This window comes from Actinosynnema sp. NPDC037264 (assembly GCF_055603705.1).
In genome coordinates this window covers 210230-225387 of record NZ_JBVJVK010000008.1, presented here as the reverse complement: position 1 = coordinate 225387, position 15158 = coordinate 210230, and the positions used below count along the sequence as shown (strand labels likewise).

The following is a 15158-nucleotide window of genomic DNA, read 5'->3' as shown; positions in this document are numbered from 1 at the left end:
ACGGCCGAGAGATCCCGGCCTCATCACTCGTCCTGCGGCGACCCGTCCTCGGCATCCGGCGCCGTCCCGATCGGGAAGAAGACCGGGCTGAGCAGGTACGGGCGGCGGCCCGGCGCGGGTCCGTCGGCGGCGCGGGCCCGGAAGATCCCCATCAGCTCGCCGACCAGCCCGGTGAGCTCGTCGGGGGTGAGCCAGAGGGTGCCCTGGCGGTAGCCGATGGAGTCGGCCACCGGGTCGGCCCCTGGTCGGTCGAGGTAGGCGTTGAACTCGGCCAGCAGGGCGGCCATGGCCGCGGCGAAGCCGTGGCGGTGGTCCTCCAGCGACATCGACGCGCCCGCGTCGGGGTCGACCACCGCCCGCTCGCGGCGCAGCCGGTAGTGGCGCTCGACGGCGCCGCGCACCCGCTGCTCGTCCACGACCTCCAACAGCCCCGCCTCGGCCAGCAGGCCGACGTGCCGGTACACGCTGGTCTTGGGGACGTCGGGCAGGGCCGCGCACAGCTCCGAGGTGGTCCGGGCGCGGTCGCCGGACATGGCCCACACGACGCGGAGCCGGACCGGGTGCAGGAGCAGTTCGAGCGTGTCCACCCACCGATGTTCCCACGAGTGATACCGTTCCCAAACTTGGGAACAATCGAGAGGGGCGGCATGACCACGAGCACCACGGCACCGGCGCGGCTGAGCGCTGAGGCGGTGATCCCGCTGGAGACCCTGGACCCGGCCGCGCCGATGGACGACCTGGAGTGGCTGGACGAGGTGGTCGGCGACGCGCGGGTGGTGGCCATCGGGGAGAGCGCGCACTACAACGCCGAGTCCTACCTGCTGCGCCACCGCCTGTGCCGCTACCTGGTCGAACGGCACGGGTTCGGCGCCTACGCCCTGGAACCCGGGTTCACCGAGGGCTGGGCGGTCGACGCCTGGGTCCGCGGCGCGAGCGACCCCGACCAGCCCGGCCGGCTGATGGGCGACGGCATGGTCAGCCTGATGCTGATGTGGACGCAGGTGCGGGCCCACCTGGAGTGGATGCGCCGGCACAACGCCACCGCCACGCTCCCGGTGGGCTACTACGGCATCGACCTGGGCGGCGCGAACGCGTCCCTGCTCAACGGCGTGGACGCGGTGACCGCCTACCTCGCCCAGGCCGATCCCGAGTTCGAGGTGGACCCGGCCCTGCGGGAGACCGCCGCGTCCTTCGCGCCGCCGTCGCCGTTCTCCGCACCCGCCGCCTTCGCCACCTACGGCGGCCTGCCGACCGAGGCCCGGGACGCGCTGACCGCCGGCCTGGCCGAACTCGCCGCCCGCATGGGCGGACGGCGCCTGGACTACCGGCAGCGGACCGGGGTCGACGCCTACGAGCGCGCGCTGCAATGCCTGCACCTGCTCATCACCCTCGACACCGTCGTCCGCGCGATGGGCCGCGGCGACATGCGAACCGCGATGTTCAACCGCGACGCCGCGATGGCCGACACCGTGGAGTGGATCCTGCGCCGCGAGGACCGGATCGTGCTGGCCGCCCACGACGCACACATCCAGCGATGGCCCGCCACCCTGCCCGGCATGCCCGCGTTCACCCCGCTGGGCCTGCACCTGGCCGACCGCCTCGGCGGGAGCTACCGCGCCATCGGCACGACCACCGGCACCGGCCAGACCCTCGACACCAGCCCCGACTTCTACACGGGCACGTTGTTCACCGACCTGGGCGCACCCGAGCCGGGCAGCCTCGACGGGCTCATGCACGCGGGCCACGACGGCCCCTTCGCCGTCGACCTCCACCGCCTGTCCCCGACCGACGCCGAGACCGTGCGAGCCGCGACCAGGCAACGGCTCGGCACCTCGTACTCCGACATCAGCCCTCTCGACGCCTACGACGCCCTGATCCACCTACCCCACGTCACCGCGGCCGAACCCGACCCCGACGCCCTCGCCCACTCGCCCGACGAGGTGCGGGAAGCGTTCTCGCAGTGGAGGAAAGCGGAACGTTCTCCCCACGGCGACCTCTGACAGCCGAATCGCGAGCGGGACGTCTTTCCCGCCTCCACACGCGGGACGATCGGGTCAGAGCGCGGAGAAGTGGGCCGCGTCGCCGACGACCGTGGTGCTCGTGACGCCGTCCACGCTGACCGGGACGTCGCCCGCGATGGTGATGCGGTGCAGGCGACGGCGTGCGTCGTCGTAGTCGGCGACGCCGTAGTGCTGGGTGGCGCGGTTGTCCCAGATCGCCACGTCGCCGTCGGCCCACTGCCAGCGCACCGTGTTCTCCAGCCGGGTCACCCGGTCCTGGAGCAGGCGGTAGACGGTGTGCGACTCGGCGCTCGTCAGGCCGACGATCCGCTTGACGAAGTGGCCGAGCAGCAGCGCCCGCTCACCGGTCTCCGGGTGCACGCGCACCACGGGGTGCTCGGTCTCGTAGCGCTGGGACTCGAACTCCTCGCGGTAGGACTCCTCCTTCACGTCCACCCCGCCGATGCGGGTCGAGTCCACGTCCCCGGCGTAGTCGTAGACGTTGCTGTGCACCGCCCACAGCCGGTCCGCCAACGCCTTCAGCGCCGGCGGCAGCTCCTCGTAGGCGCGCACGGTGTTGGCCCACACCGTGTTGCCGCCGTAGGGCGGCAGCTCGACGGCGCGCAGGATGCTGATCGCGGGCACGCGGTCGACGAACGTGACGTCGGTGTGCCAGCTGTTGGCCTTGCCGTAGTCGGAGTCGATCGGCAGCACGTTGGTGTGCTCGCGGCCCTTGACGGTCGGGTGGGCCAGCGTCGGCTCGCCGAGCAGCCGGGCGAAGGCGAGCTGACCCGCGTCGTCCAGGTGCTCCTGGCCGCGGAAGAAGACCACCTTGTTCGCCAGCAGCGCGTCCCGGACGGTCGCGACGGCGCCCTCGGACAGGTCGCCGCCCAGCCGGACGCCGTCGATCCGCGCGCCGATACCCGCGCCGAGCCGGTGGACGGTGATCGTGTCGGAAAGCTGTGCGGTCATCGTCGATGTCCTCTCGTGGGAATGCGTTCGCACTTCACGATGGAGATCCGGGCGGTGCGGGCACAACATTGCGCGGTGGTGAATTAAGTCGTCCCAGCACGCGGACGCGGTTGACGCCGGCGGGACGACTCGGCACTTCCTTGCGCTGCGCAAGAAAGTGGCCGGTGTCCAGCTCGGCGGACGACCGACTCCATGATGTGGGACGGTCGCCGAGCCCGTTGACCCCGCCTGACCTCGGTGTGAGGCTCTGGCACGTGAGCCAAGCCGTCACCCTCACCTCTCGCCGGCACGTCGATCTCCGACGGCAAGCCGGCGCCCTCTGTCGCGGCGGTCGCTGACCCCTCTTCCTTTCCACCCCGGGCGCGGCTGCCCGGTGGTTCGGCCTGCCCGTTTTCCCAACAAAGGATTCGCCGTGATCAGCACGCGACGGAACTTCCTCGGCCTCACCCTCCTCGGCCTGACGGCGGCCGCGGTCGGCTGCTCCACCGCGGGCGCCGGTGGCGGCGTCGAGACCAAGACGCTGCGCTACCAGGGCTGGGCGGGTGACGTGACCTTGCCCGAACTGGCCGCCGACCTCGGTCACCTCGGCGACGTGACGCTGGAGTGGGTCGGCAACACCACCAGCGGCCCGCAGGACATCCAGTCCGCCGCCACGGGCCAGGTCGACTTCGGCGGCGCGTTCAACGGCGCGGTGGTCAAGCTCAAGGCCGCCGGCGCCCCGATCAAGTCGGTGATCGGCTACTACGGCTCCGACGAGGCCGCCTTCAGCGGCTTCTACGTGCTGGAGGACAGCCCGATCTCCTCCGCGCGCGACCTGGTCGGCAAGAAGGTCGGGATGAACACCCTGGGCGCGCACCACGAGGCCATGCTCGGCATCTACCTCAAGCGCAACGGCCTGTCCCCCGACGAGATCGGGAAGGTGGAGCCGATCGCGGTGCCGCCGGTCAACATCGAGCAGTCCGTGCGGCAGGGTCAGCTCGAGGTCGGCGTGCTGGGCGGGATCCTGCGCGACAAGGCGTTGGAGAAGGGCGGTCTGCGCAAGCTGTTCTCCGACTTCGACCTGCTGGGCGCGTTCACCGCGGGCACGTACGTGTTCACCGAGAAGTTCCTGAGGGACAACCCGAACACCGTGCGGACCTTCGTCACCGGCGTCGCGAAGGCCATCGAGTGGAGCCGCACCACGCCGCGCGACGAGGTGGTGGCGCGCAAGGTCGACATCCTCACCAAGCGCGGGCGCAACGAGGACCCGGCCGCGCTGCGGTACTGGAAGTCCACCGGTGTCGCCGGGAAGGGCGGCCGGATCGTGGACGAGGAGCTGGCGCTGTGGGTCGACTGGCTCGCCGAGCGCGGCGAGATCACCGAGGACCAGGTCACGCTCGCCGACCTCTACACCAACGAGTTCAACGGGGTGGCGGCGTGAGCACCCACATCAGCTTCCGCGACGTGACCAAGCGGTTCGTGGTCCGCGACCGGGCGTCCCGGCGGCGCACCGAGTTCACCGCCGTGCGGGGTGTCGACCTGGACGTGGAGCGCGGCGAGTTCCTGGTCCTGGTCGGGCCGAGCGGCTGCGGCAAGTCCACGTTGCTGGACCTGCTCGGTGGGCTGGCCGAGCCGAGCGAGGGCCAGGTGCTGCTGGACGGCGTCCCGATCACCGGGCCCGGCCTGGACCGGGGCGTGGTGTTCCAGCAGTACGCGCTGCTGCCGTGGCGCACCGCGCAGGGCAACGTCGAGTTCGGGCTGGAGGCGGCCGGTGTGCCACGCCGGGAGCGGTCCGGGCGGGCCCGGGAGTTCCTGGACCTGGTGGGGCTGGGCGGTTTCGAGGACCGGCACCCGCACCAGCTCTCGGGCGGTATGCGGCAGCGGGTCGCGATCGCCCGCAGCCTGGCCTACGACCCGGCCGTGCTGCTGATGGACGAGCCGTTCGCGGCGCTGGACGCGCAGACCCGCGAGTCCCTGCAGGACGAGCTGCTGCGCATCTGGCAGCGCACCGGCAAGACGGTCGTGTTCATCACGCACTCCATCGACGAGGCGGTCTACCTGGGTCAGCGGGTGGCGGTGCTGACCTCGCGGCCCGGCCGGGTCAAGGAGGTGGTCCCGATCGACCTCGGTGACCGCACCGGCCAGGCCGACCTGCGCTCCGGCACCGGGTTCGCGCGCTACCGGCACCGGATCTGGGAGCTGCTGCACGACGAGGTCTCCCGCGCGCAGCAACAGGAGAAGGAGGTGGCCGCGGTATGACCGCGTTGCTGGAGTCACGACCGTCCGTGGACGAGGAGGGGCCCGCGAGCCGGGTGGCCGGGCCGTCGGTCGCACGCCGGGTGGTCGACGCGCTGGTGACGTCGGTCGGCAAGGTCGCGGCGATCGTGCTGCTGCTCGCGCTGTGGGAGACCGCGCCCCGGCTGGGCCTGGTCGACGACACGTTCCTGCCGCCGTTCTCCACCGTGCTCGACGCGTGGTGGCGCCTGGCCGCCGACGGTCAGCTGCTGGACAACACCGGGGCGAGCCTGGCCCGGTCGCTGTCCGGGTTCGGCCTCGCGGTGGCGGTGGCCGTGCCGCTGGGGCTGGTGATCGGCTGGTACAAGTCGGTGGCGTCGCTGCTCGGGCCGCTGCTGGAGGTCTTCCGCAACACGGCGGCGCTGGCCCTGCTGCCCGTGTTCGTGCTGCTGCTCGGCATCGGTGAGACGTCGAAGATCGCCATCGTGTTCTACGCGTGCACCTGGCCGATCCTGCTCAACACGATCAGCGCGGTGCGCGGTGTCGACCCGACCCTGCTGCGGCTGGCCCGGTCGGTGGACCTGTCGGGGTTCCGGCTCTTCCAGAAGGTGATCCTGCCCGCCGCGGTGCCCACGGTGTTCACCGGCATCCGGTTGGCCGGCGCGGTGTCGATCCTGGTGCTGGTGGCCGCGGAGATGGTGGGCGCCAAGGCCGGGCTCGGCTACCTGATCAACGCCTCGCAGTTCAACTTCGCCATCCCGCAGATGTACGCGGGCATCATCACCATCTCGGCCATCGGCGTGGTGTTCAACCAGTTGCTGGTAGCGCTGGAGCGCCGGTTCACGTCCTGGCGGGTTCCCGTCGGTTCCTGATCCCCCGGAGTACGGAAAGGAGCTTCGCATGACGCTCGAACTCGACGCGGACGTGCTGGTCGTCGGCGGTGGGCCCGCCGCGACGTGGGCCGCGCTCAAGGCGGCCGAGGACGGCGCCGCGGTGGTGCTGGCCGACAAGGGGTACTGCGGCACCAGCGGCGCGACGGCGTCCGGTGGCACCGGTGTGTGGTACGTGCCGCCGGAGCCCGAGGCGCGGGAGCGGGCCATGGCGAGCCGGGAGGCGCTGGGCGGTCACCTCGCGGACCGGCGCTGGATGGCCCGGGTGCTGGACGAGACCTACGAGCGGATCAACGAGCTGGCCCGCTACCCGTTCCCGGTCGGTCCGGACGGCCGACCGCTGCGCAACGGCCTGCAAGGGCCGGAGTACATGCGGCGGCAGCGCGTCCGGGTGCGCCGGGCGGGCGTGCGGGTCCTCGACCACAGCCCCGTCACCGAGCTGCTCGCGACCGACGACGGCGTGGTGGCGGGTGCGGCGGGGTACCAGCGGCAGGCCGACCGGGCGTTCCGGGTGCGTGCCGGTGCGGTGGTGCTGGCCACGGGCGGCTGCGCGTTCCTGAGCAAGGCGTTGGGCTGCAACGTCAACACCGGTGACGGCGCGCTGTTCGCCGCGGAGGTCGGGGCGGAGCTGTCCGGCATGGAGTTCTCCAACGCCTACGGCATCGCGCCCGAGCACACGTCGGTCACCAAGACCGCGTTCTACAACTACGCCACGTTCTACCGGGCGGACGGATCGGTGCTCGACGGCGCGGGCAGCCAACGCGGCCGTTCGGTGATCGCGCGGACGCTGCTGGCGTCGGAGAAGGTGTTCTGCAAGCTCGACCGTGCCGACGAGGCCGCCCGCACGGCGATGCGGCTGGCGCAGCCGAACTTCTTCCTCACCTTCGACCGGCTGGGCATCGACCCGTTCACCCAGCCGTTCGCGGTGACGCTGCTGGCCGAGGGGACGGTGCGCGGCACCGGCGGCATCCGGATCGTGGACGACGGGTGCGCGACCACCGTGCCGGGCCTGTACGCGGCCGGTGACGCGGCGACCCGGGAGCTGATCTGCGGCGGGTTCACCGGCGGCGGCAGCCACAACGCGGCGTGGGCGATCTCGTCCGGGTCGTGGTCGGGGCGAGCGGCGGCGCGGTTCGCGCGTGCACTCGGCGCGTCCGCTTCGGGGCGCCGCCTCCACGCCGCCGGTGGTGCGGGGCTGCGCCCGACCGGGACGACGTCGTCGGTGTCGTCCGCGGATGTGGTGAGCGCCGTGCAGGCCGAAGTGCTGCCGTACGACAAGAACTACTTGCGGCACGGTGACGTGCTGCGCACGGCGTTGGGGCAGCTCGACGCCACGTGGTCGGCGCTGCGCTCCGGTCTGCGCGCCGAGGGCCCGGACGCGGTGCGGGCGCGCCAGGCCGCGGCGATGGCCGCGCACGCCCGGTGGATGTACGGCTCGGCGCTGGTGCGCAGCGAGAGCCGGGGCATGGCCAAGCGGCTCGACTTCCCCGAACTGGACCCCGCCCAGCACTTCCGGATCACCTCGGGCGGCTTGGACGAGGTGTGGGCCCGCCCGCAGGAGGTGGCGGCGTGATCGAGCTGGTGTCGGCCGCGCAGTGCGTCACCTGCGACAAGTGCGTCGTCGTGTGCCCCACGAACGTGTTCGACCGGGGCGCGGACGGCGTGCCGGTGATCAGCAGGCAGCAGGACTGCCAGACCTGCTTCCAGTGCGAGGCGAACTGCCCGACCGACGCGTTGTTCGTGGCGCCGCACACCCACCCGTTGCCGGCGGAGTCGTTCGCCCACGACGAGGAGCACCTGCGGCGGACGGGGCTGCTGGGCAGCTACCGCCGTGACATCGGGTGGGGTCGCGGGCGCACCCCGGGCGCGGCACGGGCGGTGGGCCCCGCGCTGTCGCCGGCCGGCCCGCCGCTGATCTCGTGAACCCCCGCGGCACGGCGGCGTCGGCGTTGTTGGGGGCCGTGCTGCGGCACGGACCGGTCGCGCGCACCACGATCGCCCGGCTGACCGGCCTGAGCCCGGCGGCGGTGACGCGCAACTGCGCGGCGCTGGCCGGCCTCGGCCTGCTCACCGAGGTGGCGGGCTCCCTGCCGTACCGGGGCATGGGACGCCCGCACACGCCGGTGGACGTGGAGACCGGTCGCCACCTGGTGGCCGGGATCCACATCGCCCACGAGTTCTGCACGCTGGCGTTGCTGGACCTGCGCGGTCGCGTCAGGGCCAGGCTGCGGGTGCCGCACCGCGACCCCGACGACCACGAGGAGGTGCTGGCGACCGCCGCCGACCGCTTGGTGCGGCTGCACGCCGAGCACCTGCCGGGGCAGGTGCCGCTCGGCCTCGGCATGGCCGCGGGCGGGTGGGTCGACACCGAGGCCGGTGTGCTGGTCGAGCACGCCTCGCTGGGCTGGCGGGACGTGCCGGTGCGGGACCTGCTCGCGGCGCGCACCGGGCTGCCGGTGCTGGTGGACGGCCACGCCCGGGCGTTGGCCAGGGCCGAGCAGCTGTTCGGCGCCGCGGGTCACCACGAGTCGCTGGTGCACCTGTTCGTCGGCAACGTGGTCGACGCGGCGATCATCACCGGCGGCGGCACGCACCGGGGCGCGCGGTCGGCGGCGGGCGGTGTCGCGCACCTGGCGCTGGGCGACCCGGCGATCGAGTGCCCGTGCGGCCGAGCCGGGTGCCTGGAAGCCACCGTGTCCGACCGCGCGTGGGCGTGGCGCGCCTACCGGGCGGGCGTGATCCCCCGGCCGTCGATCACCGAGCTGGGTGACGCCGCCGCGGCCCGGAATGCCGCCGCCACCGCGCTGCTGGTCGAGCGCGCCAGGATCGTCGCCCGTGCCGCGGCGCTGCTGTTCGACATCGTGAACCCCGACGTCGTCGTGGTCACCGAACTGGGCGTCACCCGGCTGCCCGAGTGCGCGGAGGCGTTGCGCGCCGAGGTGGCCGCGACGTCGCGCGCGTGCCCGTCGCCCTCGGCCGTGCTGCCGAGCAGCTTCGGCCTGGACGTCCTCGGCGTGGCGGCCGGCGCCGTCCAGCTGGACGCGATCTACGCCGACCCGCTCGACCTCCGCAACCCGATCCGACTGGGAGTCTGAAGTTGTCCGCACGCGAGCTCCACCTCAACGCGTTCCTCATGGGCGTCGGCCACCACGAAGCCGCCTGGCGGCACCCCCGCACCGACCCGCGCGCCCTCGACGACGTGGCGCACTTCCAGCACCTGGCGCGGACCGCCGAGCGCGGGACGTTCGACTCGGTGTTCCTCGCCGACGGCGTGCAGGTCTGGGGCGACGTGCGGCACACGGCCGCCAACCGGTTCGAGCCGATCACGCTGCTGACCGCGATCTCGCAGGCCACCGACCGCATCGGGCTGATCGCGACCGCGTCGACCGGGTTCAGCGAGCCGTACAACCTGGCGCGGCTGTTCTCCTCGCTCGACCACCTCAGCGGTGGGCGGGCCGGGTGGAACATCGTGACCACGGCGGGCGACCGGGCGGCGCAGAACTTCAACCGCGAGGTCAACGCCGAGCACGCCGAGCGCTACCGGCGGGCCGACGAGTTCCTCGACGTGGTCACCGCGCTGTGGGACTCGTGGGAGGACGACGCGCTGGTGGTGGACCCGGAATCCGGTGTGTTCGCCGAGGACGCCAAGGTGCACGAGATCAACCACAAGGGTCGGTTCTTCTCCGTGCGCGGGCCGCTGAACGCCGTGCGAAGCCCGCAGGGGCACCCGCTGCTCGTGCAGGCCGGGTCGAGCGAGGACGGCCGGGCGTTCGCGTCGGCGTGGGCGGAGGCGGTGTTCACCGCCCACCAGACGCACGGCGACGCGGCCGCGTTCTACGCCGACCTCAAGCGGCGTGCCAGGGCCCGGGGGCGTGACGCCGACGGCGTCAAGGTGCTGCCCGGGATCGTCCCGGTGCTCGGCGGCACCGAGGCCGAGGCGCGAGGGCTGGCCGACGAGCTCGACGCGTTGATCATCCCGGTGCGGGCGGTCCGGCAGCTCGGCGAGCTGATCGGCCTCGACCTGACCGACCACCCGCTGGACGAGCGGTTGCCACCGTTCCCCCCGGTCAGCCGCGTCAACGGCGCGAAGAGCCGGTTCGAGCTGGTGCGCGACCTGGCGCGGCGGGAGGAGCTCACGTTGCGGCAACTCCTCGGTCGCCTCGGCGGCGGGCGCGGGCACCAGGTCGTCGCCGGCACGCCCGAGCAGATCGCCGACCACATCGAACTGTGGTTCACCACGGGCGCGGCGGACGGCTTCAACGTGATGGCGCCCCTGCTGCCGTCCGGCCTGGAGGACTTCGTGGACCACGTCGTGCCGCTGCTGCGGACCCGCGGCCTGTTCCGCACCGAGTACACCGGCCGCACCCTGCGCGAGCACTACGGCCTGCCGCGCCCGGCCGGCCGCTACGCCACGGTGGTCTGAACGACGTTCGGCCCGACGCCGCCTCCGGTCAACGGCCGCGCTCGTCGAGAACCGCCGGCAGCTCCGACACCCTCGCACGCAGGAAGGCGTGGTGGACGGGCACCGCCACCCTGAGCCTGGTGCCGTTGTCGACGAGCCTGAGGTAGGCGCGGTCGACGAATTCGTTGACCGCGTCCTCCCATCGTCGGTCGCCGTGGCTGCGTTCTGGAGGCACGCCAGGCGGCCGGACACCTGCTGCGGTTGAGGTTCTGCGGCGCCTGTGCCGAGGGTGTGCCGAAGTGGCTGTGCCGAGAGCTGCAGGTCGCCGTGTCACCAGGGTGTGCGGCCGGTGCCCAGTCGGGTCAGCAGGTCGGCGGGGGTGGGGCCGTTGTGGGTGTCGGGCCAGTCGCGGACCTGCTGCTCGGCCCAGGCCGCCCACTGCCGGGTCATCTGTGCCAGTCCGACCCGGGATGGGGTGGGCGTTCCTGCGCGGACCGGTGACCTCGGACGATTTTCGTTGCGGGGTGGCCCGAGCCCGGCACCCGCTCAGAGTGAGCGATGGAGGCTTCGTAGAGCGGGATCACCTGATCCGGATCACCTGCCGACGGTAGAGGTGGGCCAGGTTGATCCGTGAGACCAGCCGTGGGACGTCCGCGCCCGACCCGCTCGCCTCGCACGAGTGGCCGTGGCGGGAACGGCGGTCAGGAGCCGACGTGCACGTACCCGGCCCACTGCGACACCGCGAGCGGGAACTCGGTGCGCAGTTCGCGCAACACGTGGTGCAGGGCCTCGGCTGGTGGCGTGCCGGCGTGTACGCGGCGGTGGAAGGCGGCTGCGACGCGGGCCGCGACGGCGTCCTGGATCGGCCACAGCGCACCGACGACGTGTCGGAACCCGGCGAGCTGGAACGCCGACGCGAGCGTGATCACCTCGTCCGGCGTGGTGCGGGCAGCGCGGGCGGTGGAGCACGCCGACAGGTAGGCCAGCTCGGCGTTCTCCAGGCGCAGGGCGCCGATGTCGGCGACGGTCAGCGTGCCGTCGGCGAGCCGCAGGTGGCCGGCGGACGGGACGAGCGGGTCGCTGTGCGCGTGGCAGGCGAAGTGGGCCCACGTCGCGTGGGGCAACGCGGTGAGCACGGCGGCCCGGGTCGCGGCGGGACCGCGCAGCGGTTCGGCGGCGAGGAGCGCGGCGAGGTCGGTCGCCTCGGCGTCGGTCGCGGGCAGGTCGGCGTGGTCGGGGGTGGTGGGCATGGCGACGGCGAGGAGGTCGCGCCGCGTCGTCGGCGGGCGGGACCGGGTGTGGCTCAGGGTGCGGGCGGTGGGTGTGTAGGACGACACCACGCGGTCGAGCACGGCCTCGCCGGGGATGTCGTGCCGACCTGCGGCGTGCAGCGGGAGGTGGGTGAGCGCGCCGGTCGGGCACCACCACACACGGGGCCACGTGGCGCGGGGCGCGCGGGTGTGGCCGAGCGCCTTCAGGACCGGTCCGGCGACCGTGTCCCACAGCCAGACCAGCGTTTCGCGGACCACGGTCTGCGCGTGGAACCGGGCGACCAGGTCGCCGCCGTCGAGCGTGTCGAGCGCCGAGAGGTAGGCGCCGGCACGCTCTTCGACCTCCTCGAGGGTGACGCGCCGCAACCGCTTCGAGCGCACGCCGCGGGAGGTGATCAGCAGGGCGTCGCAGCGCCACCGGCTGATGTTCACCAGCACGATCGCGCCGTCGGCGACGCGCAGGTCCAGCGCGCTCGGTGGGCGCAGGAAGGCGTCGAGACCGGGAACCGCGCGGATCCGGTCCAGCACGTCCTGCCACCGCTGTGACAACGCCTGCCGCTCGTCAGTCGACTGGGACTCGTCGGCCAGCTCCTCCAGCACCGCGTCCCACTCGGTCGCGAGGTGCGGCGCGCGGTCGCGCAGCGCGAGCGAACCCGCCCGGGCGTCGAGCTCGTCGACGAGGAGCACGCCGCGGGCCTGCTCCAGCAGCTCGACGGCGCGGACCGGGTCGCCGGTCGCGAGGGCGGCGGCGGCCGCGTCGGTGTGCACCCCGCGCAGGTCGGCCAGGCGGAACTCGCGGTCCGCCCGGCGCACGTGCCGGGGCGCGACCTGGGCCACCAGGTCCACGCCGCCGGCGAAGGCCGCCAGTGCGGTGCTCCACTGCCCGAGGATCACCGCCCAGCCACCCCACACCCGGTGGGCGCGGATGCGGGTCGCGGGCGGTGCGTTGAGCACGCCCGCACTCGCCTCGGCGACGCGGACGGCCTCTCGCAGGGGGCCTGTGGCGCCAGTCGCGTTGCCCAGGACTCCCAGCGCGATCGCGAGGTTGAGCAGCCGGGAGCCGCGGATGGCCAGGCCGGCGGGGGTCAGGGCGACGGCTTCACGGGCGGCGGCGACGGCCCGCTCCGCGTCGGCTCGGTCGCCGTCCACGAAGTAGCGCTCCATCAACGAGGAGCACAGGTTGTTGAGCACCTGGGGGCGGGTCGGGTCGTGCGGGCCGAACCGTTCGGCGCCGCGCTCGGCGATCCGCACCCGTTCGCGCAACGTGTCCTTCTCGCCCGTGTGCTGGTACAGCAACATCATCACGACGCCCATCTGGTCCGTCAGCCGGGTTTTCAGGTCGTCGGTCGGCTGGACGGCCCCGAGGTGGTCGCGGATCACCTGGAGTGCGCGGTGCAGGTCGTCCACGTCCCGGGTGCGGCGGTAGCGGTCGGCCAGCGCGCCCGCCAGGTTGAGCGCCGTGGACGCCCGGAGCCGCGAGAAGGGCTGCGACTCGACCGCGCGCAGCCCGAAGTCGACCGCCTCGTCCAGGGTGTGCAGGTCGGGTGACAGTTCCGCGCGCCGCCGCAACGCCACCGTGAGCAGGTCCAGCACCTGGGTCCGGTCCTCGTCGGCGAGGACGGCGCGGCCCACGGCGATCGCGGTGTCGAGGGAGGTGCGCGCGCCTGTCGCGTCGTGGTGTCGGAGGTGGGCCTCGGCGGCGCGGGTCAGGACCGTCGACCGGCTCGGGTGGTCCGGCGGGCAGTCGGCGACGGCCTGGGTGGCGAGCCGGGCGCCTTCCTCGACCTGCCCGCTCTCGGCGGTGAGCAGGGCCAGCAGGGCGACGCGTGCGGCCTGCCGGCCCGTCGGCGCGGGGTGGGCGGTCGCACCGCGCCGGGCCAGGTCCAGCGCGTCGGCGAGCGCCTCGGGCGTGCGCTCGAGGTCGTGCAGCTTGCGCAGCAGCATGGCGGCGTTGTGCGCGATGCGGGCCTCGTCCTCGGGATCGTCCGGGTCGGCGAGGTGTGCCCGGTTCAGGGCGATCGCCTCCAGGAGGGCGGCGCGGTCGCCGACCAGGTCGTAGCGGTGCCCGAGGAGGGTCGCCCGGCCGTTCCAGTCCGGTTCGGCGGCGAGGGCGGAGTCGACGTCCGCGACGTCGTGGCCCGACGCGGCGAGGTCCACGAGGTAGCCCACGCGGGTGGCGCGCAGGCGCGGGTCGGCGCCGCCTTCCAGGACGGCGAGCGCGGCGTCACGGCTGTCCCGGTCACCGGTGTGCTTCCACCGTCGCCACAGCGCCTCCGCGTACATGCCCGTGCGGACCGGGTGGTCGGGGTGGGTCGGCGGGAGCTGCGCGAGGGCTCCGGCCAGCACGGTCACCGTCTCGTCCAGGGCGGCCGGATCGGTCGAGGCCAGCCGGAACAGGGCGCTGCCGTGCAGGTGCAGCAGTTGCTGCGAGCCGGAGTCGAGGAGCGGGCGCAACAGGTCGGTGATCTCGACGAGCGGGGCGGGGTCGTCGGTCAACCCGGCGGTGGTGTGCAGGGCGGTCGCCAGCGCGCCGAGCTGGTCGGGTTCGCGCCGGCGGGCCACGGCGTCGCGGCCCAGCGCGACGGCCTCCCGCGCCAGTGCGCGGTCCCCGGTGCGCTCGGCGGACAGCGCGAGCGCCATCCCCGCGACCCCCAGGGCTTCGGGGTCGTCGGGCGGTGCCTGCCGGGCGTGCTCGACCGCGCGGTCGAGCACGGCCTGGTCGCCGGTGCGGGTGTGCTCCAGGAGCAGCGCGCGGACCAGTTCGGCACGGGCCGCCGGCGTGGCGTCGGTGGGCTCCGCGTCGAGGACGCGCTGCGCGGCGACCTGGGCGGTCGTCAACGCTCCGGCATCGCCGGTGTGCCAGGACAGCAGGCGTGCGGCGGCGGCGAGCACGACACCGCACCCGGCGGCGAACGGGTCGGCCGGATCGTTGGCCGTCGGGGCGAGGACGTCGACGGCGACGAGGAACGCGGTCGGGTTGCCGAGCACCATGCCGACCCGCACCAACGCGGACCCGAGGTCGCGCCGACGCCGGCCCTCCGGGGCCGCGGGGTCGCCCTCCCAGATCGGCGGCGCGAGGTCGGGGCGGAGCAGGAAGACCGGCGCGAGCAGGATCTCGGCGAGGGTGCGCGACTCGGTCGCCGCCGGTCCTTCCCGCCACATCGAACGCGCCAGGTGCAGGGTGCCGACGACGTGCAGCACCTCGAAGTCGAGCTTGCCCTCCGGGGACAGGAACGCCAACAACGCCTCTCCCGCCGCCTCCGCCTCCGAAGCGAGCACCGCCTCCGCGTCGCCGTCGTCGGCGCGCGCGATCCGGCCGAGAACGTCCTGGACCAGCTCGTCCCGCACCCACCCACCTCGATCTCCGTGTATTCCTGACAGGCTGGGGGGTCCCCGACGAAGAGGAGGA

Annotated in this window: 13 protein-coding genes; 9 read left to right on the top strand and 4 right to left on the bottom strand. The window is 73.5% G+C overall.

Translation table 11 applies throughout. The features are described 5' to 3' along the window. Positions 1-23: 23 nt before the first annotated feature. A complete protein-coding gene (locus ACZ7GX_RS13090) occupies positions 24-587 on the bottom strand; it encodes a helix-turn-helix domain-containing protein (RefSeq protein WP_498776095.1) in 564 nt (187 codons plus the stop codon). A gap of 60 nt (positions 588-647) precedes the next feature. Between ACZ7GX_RS13090 and ACZ7GX_RS13085 the strand changes: the two genes are divergently transcribed. Further along, the gene (locus tag ACZ7GX_RS13085) at positions 648-2000 is read left to right on the top strand and encodes an erythromycin esterase family protein (protein WP_498776092.1); all 1353 of its coding nucleotides are present in this window, start codon (positions 648-650) and stop codon (positions 1998-2000) included. Positions 2001-2054: 54 nt separating this feature from the next. Here the strand turns inward: ACZ7GX_RS13085 and ACZ7GX_RS13080 are convergent, their stop codons facing one another. Beyond that, complete coding sequence (locus ACZ7GX_RS13080; RefSeq protein WP_498776090.1) at positions 2055-2972, bottom strand: TauD/TfdA dioxygenase family protein; 918 nt, start codon at positions 2970-2972, stop codon at positions 2055-2057. A 5-nt stretch (positions 2973-2977) separates the two neighbouring features. On the opposite strand from ACZ7GX_RS13080, the gene ACZ7GX_RS13075 reads away from it, so the two are divergent. The 8 genes from ACZ7GX_RS13075 (at position 2978) to ACZ7GX_RS13040 (ending at position 10499) form a co-directional block, all read left to right on the top strand. Further along, positions 2978-3310 carry a putative leader peptide gene (locus tag ACZ7GX_RS13075; protein ID WP_498776088.1) on the top strand — a complete coding sequence of 111 codons (333 nt, stop codon included), beginning with the start codon at positions 2978-2980 and terminating at the stop codon, positions 3308-3310. 74 nt (positions 3311-3384) lie between these two features. Continuing rightward, positions 3385-4392 (top strand): ABC transporter substrate-binding protein, encoded by a 1008-nt coding sequence (locus tag ACZ7GX_RS13070; protein ID WP_498776086.1) that lies wholly within the window; start codon positions 3385-3387, stop codon positions 4390-4392. Further along, positions 4389-5210 carry an ABC transporter ATP-binding protein gene (locus tag ACZ7GX_RS13065; protein ID WP_498776083.1) on the top strand — a complete coding sequence of 274 codons (822 nt, stop codon included), beginning with the start codon at positions 4389-4391 and terminating at the stop codon, positions 5208-5210. The genes ACZ7GX_RS13070 and ACZ7GX_RS13065 overlap by 4 nt, the downstream gene beginning before the upstream one ends. After that, positions 5207-6058 carry an ABC transporter permease gene (locus ACZ7GX_RS13060; protein ID WP_498776080.1) on the top strand — a complete coding sequence of 284 codons (852 nt, stop codon included), beginning with the start codon at positions 5207-5209 and terminating at the stop codon, positions 6056-6058. Before ACZ7GX_RS13065 ends, ACZ7GX_RS13060 begins: the two co-directional genes overlap by 4 nt. Positions 6059-6086: 28 nt before the next feature. Continuing rightward, on the top strand, positions 6087-7649 hold the full coding sequence (locus tag ACZ7GX_RS13055; RefSeq protein WP_498776078.1) for an FAD-binding protein: 1563 nt from the start codon (positions 6087-6089) through the stop codon (positions 7647-7649). After that, positions 7646-7999, top strand: a complete 354-nt coding sequence (locus tag ACZ7GX_RS13050) for a 4Fe-4S dicluster domain-containing protein (RefSeq protein WP_498776076.1) — start codon at positions 7646-7648, stop codon at positions 7997-7999. Before ACZ7GX_RS13055 ends, ACZ7GX_RS13050 begins: the two co-directional genes overlap by 4 nt. After that, on the top strand, positions 7996-9171 hold the full coding sequence (locus tag ACZ7GX_RS13045) for an ROK family protein (protein WP_498776073.1): 1176 nt from the start codon (positions 7996-7998) through the stop codon (positions 9169-9171). The genes ACZ7GX_RS13050 and ACZ7GX_RS13045 overlap by 4 nt, the downstream gene beginning before the upstream one ends. A gap of 2 nt (positions 9172-9173) precedes the next feature. Beyond that, positions 9174-10499 carry an LLM class flavin-dependent oxidoreductase gene (locus ACZ7GX_RS13040; RefSeq protein ID WP_498776071.1) on the top strand — a complete coding sequence of 442 codons (1326 nt, stop codon included), beginning with the start codon at positions 9174-9176 and terminating at the stop codon, positions 10497-10499. A 28-nt stretch (positions 10500-10527) separates the two neighbouring features. Here the strand turns inward: ACZ7GX_RS13040 and ACZ7GX_RS13035 are convergent, their stop codons facing one another. Together ACZ7GX_RS13035 and ACZ7GX_RS13030 are read right to left on the bottom strand one after the other, a co-directional pair. Continuing rightward, entirely contained in the window at positions 10528-10713 is a 186-nt protein-coding gene (locus ACZ7GX_RS13035) for a hypothetical protein (protein WP_498776069.1), read from the bottom strand. 466 nt (positions 10714-11179) lie between these two features. Then, positions 11180-15097, bottom strand: coding sequence for a CHAT domain-containing protein (locus tag ACZ7GX_RS13030; protein WP_498776067.1), 3918 nt, complete (start codon positions 15095-15097; stop codon positions 11180-11182). Positions 15098-15158: the final 61 nt, after the last annotated feature.

What these genes read in the sequence shown, in the direction of transcription:
- ACZ7GX_RS13085 (WP_498776092.1), top strand. Translation starts at nt 648, where the DNA reads ATGACCACGAGCACCACGGCACCGGCGCGGCTGAGCGCTGAGGCGGTG.
- ACZ7GX_RS13080 (WP_498776090.1), bottom strand. Translation starts at nt 2,972, where the DNA reads ATGACCGCACAGCTTTCCGACACGATCACCGTCCACCGGCTCGGCGCG.
- ACZ7GX_RS13075 (WP_498776088.1), top strand. Translation starts at nt 2,978, where the DNA reads ATGTCCTCTCGTGGGAATGCGTTCGCACTTCACGATGGAGATCCGGGC.
- ACZ7GX_RS13060 (WP_498776080.1), top strand. Translation starts at nt 5,207, where the DNA reads ATGACCGCGTTGCTGGAGTCACGACCGTCCGTGGACGAGGAGGGGCCC.
- ACZ7GX_RS13055 (WP_498776078.1), top strand. Translation starts at nt 6,087, where the DNA reads ATGACGCTCGAACTCGACGCGGACGTGCTGGTCGTCGGCGGTGGGCCC.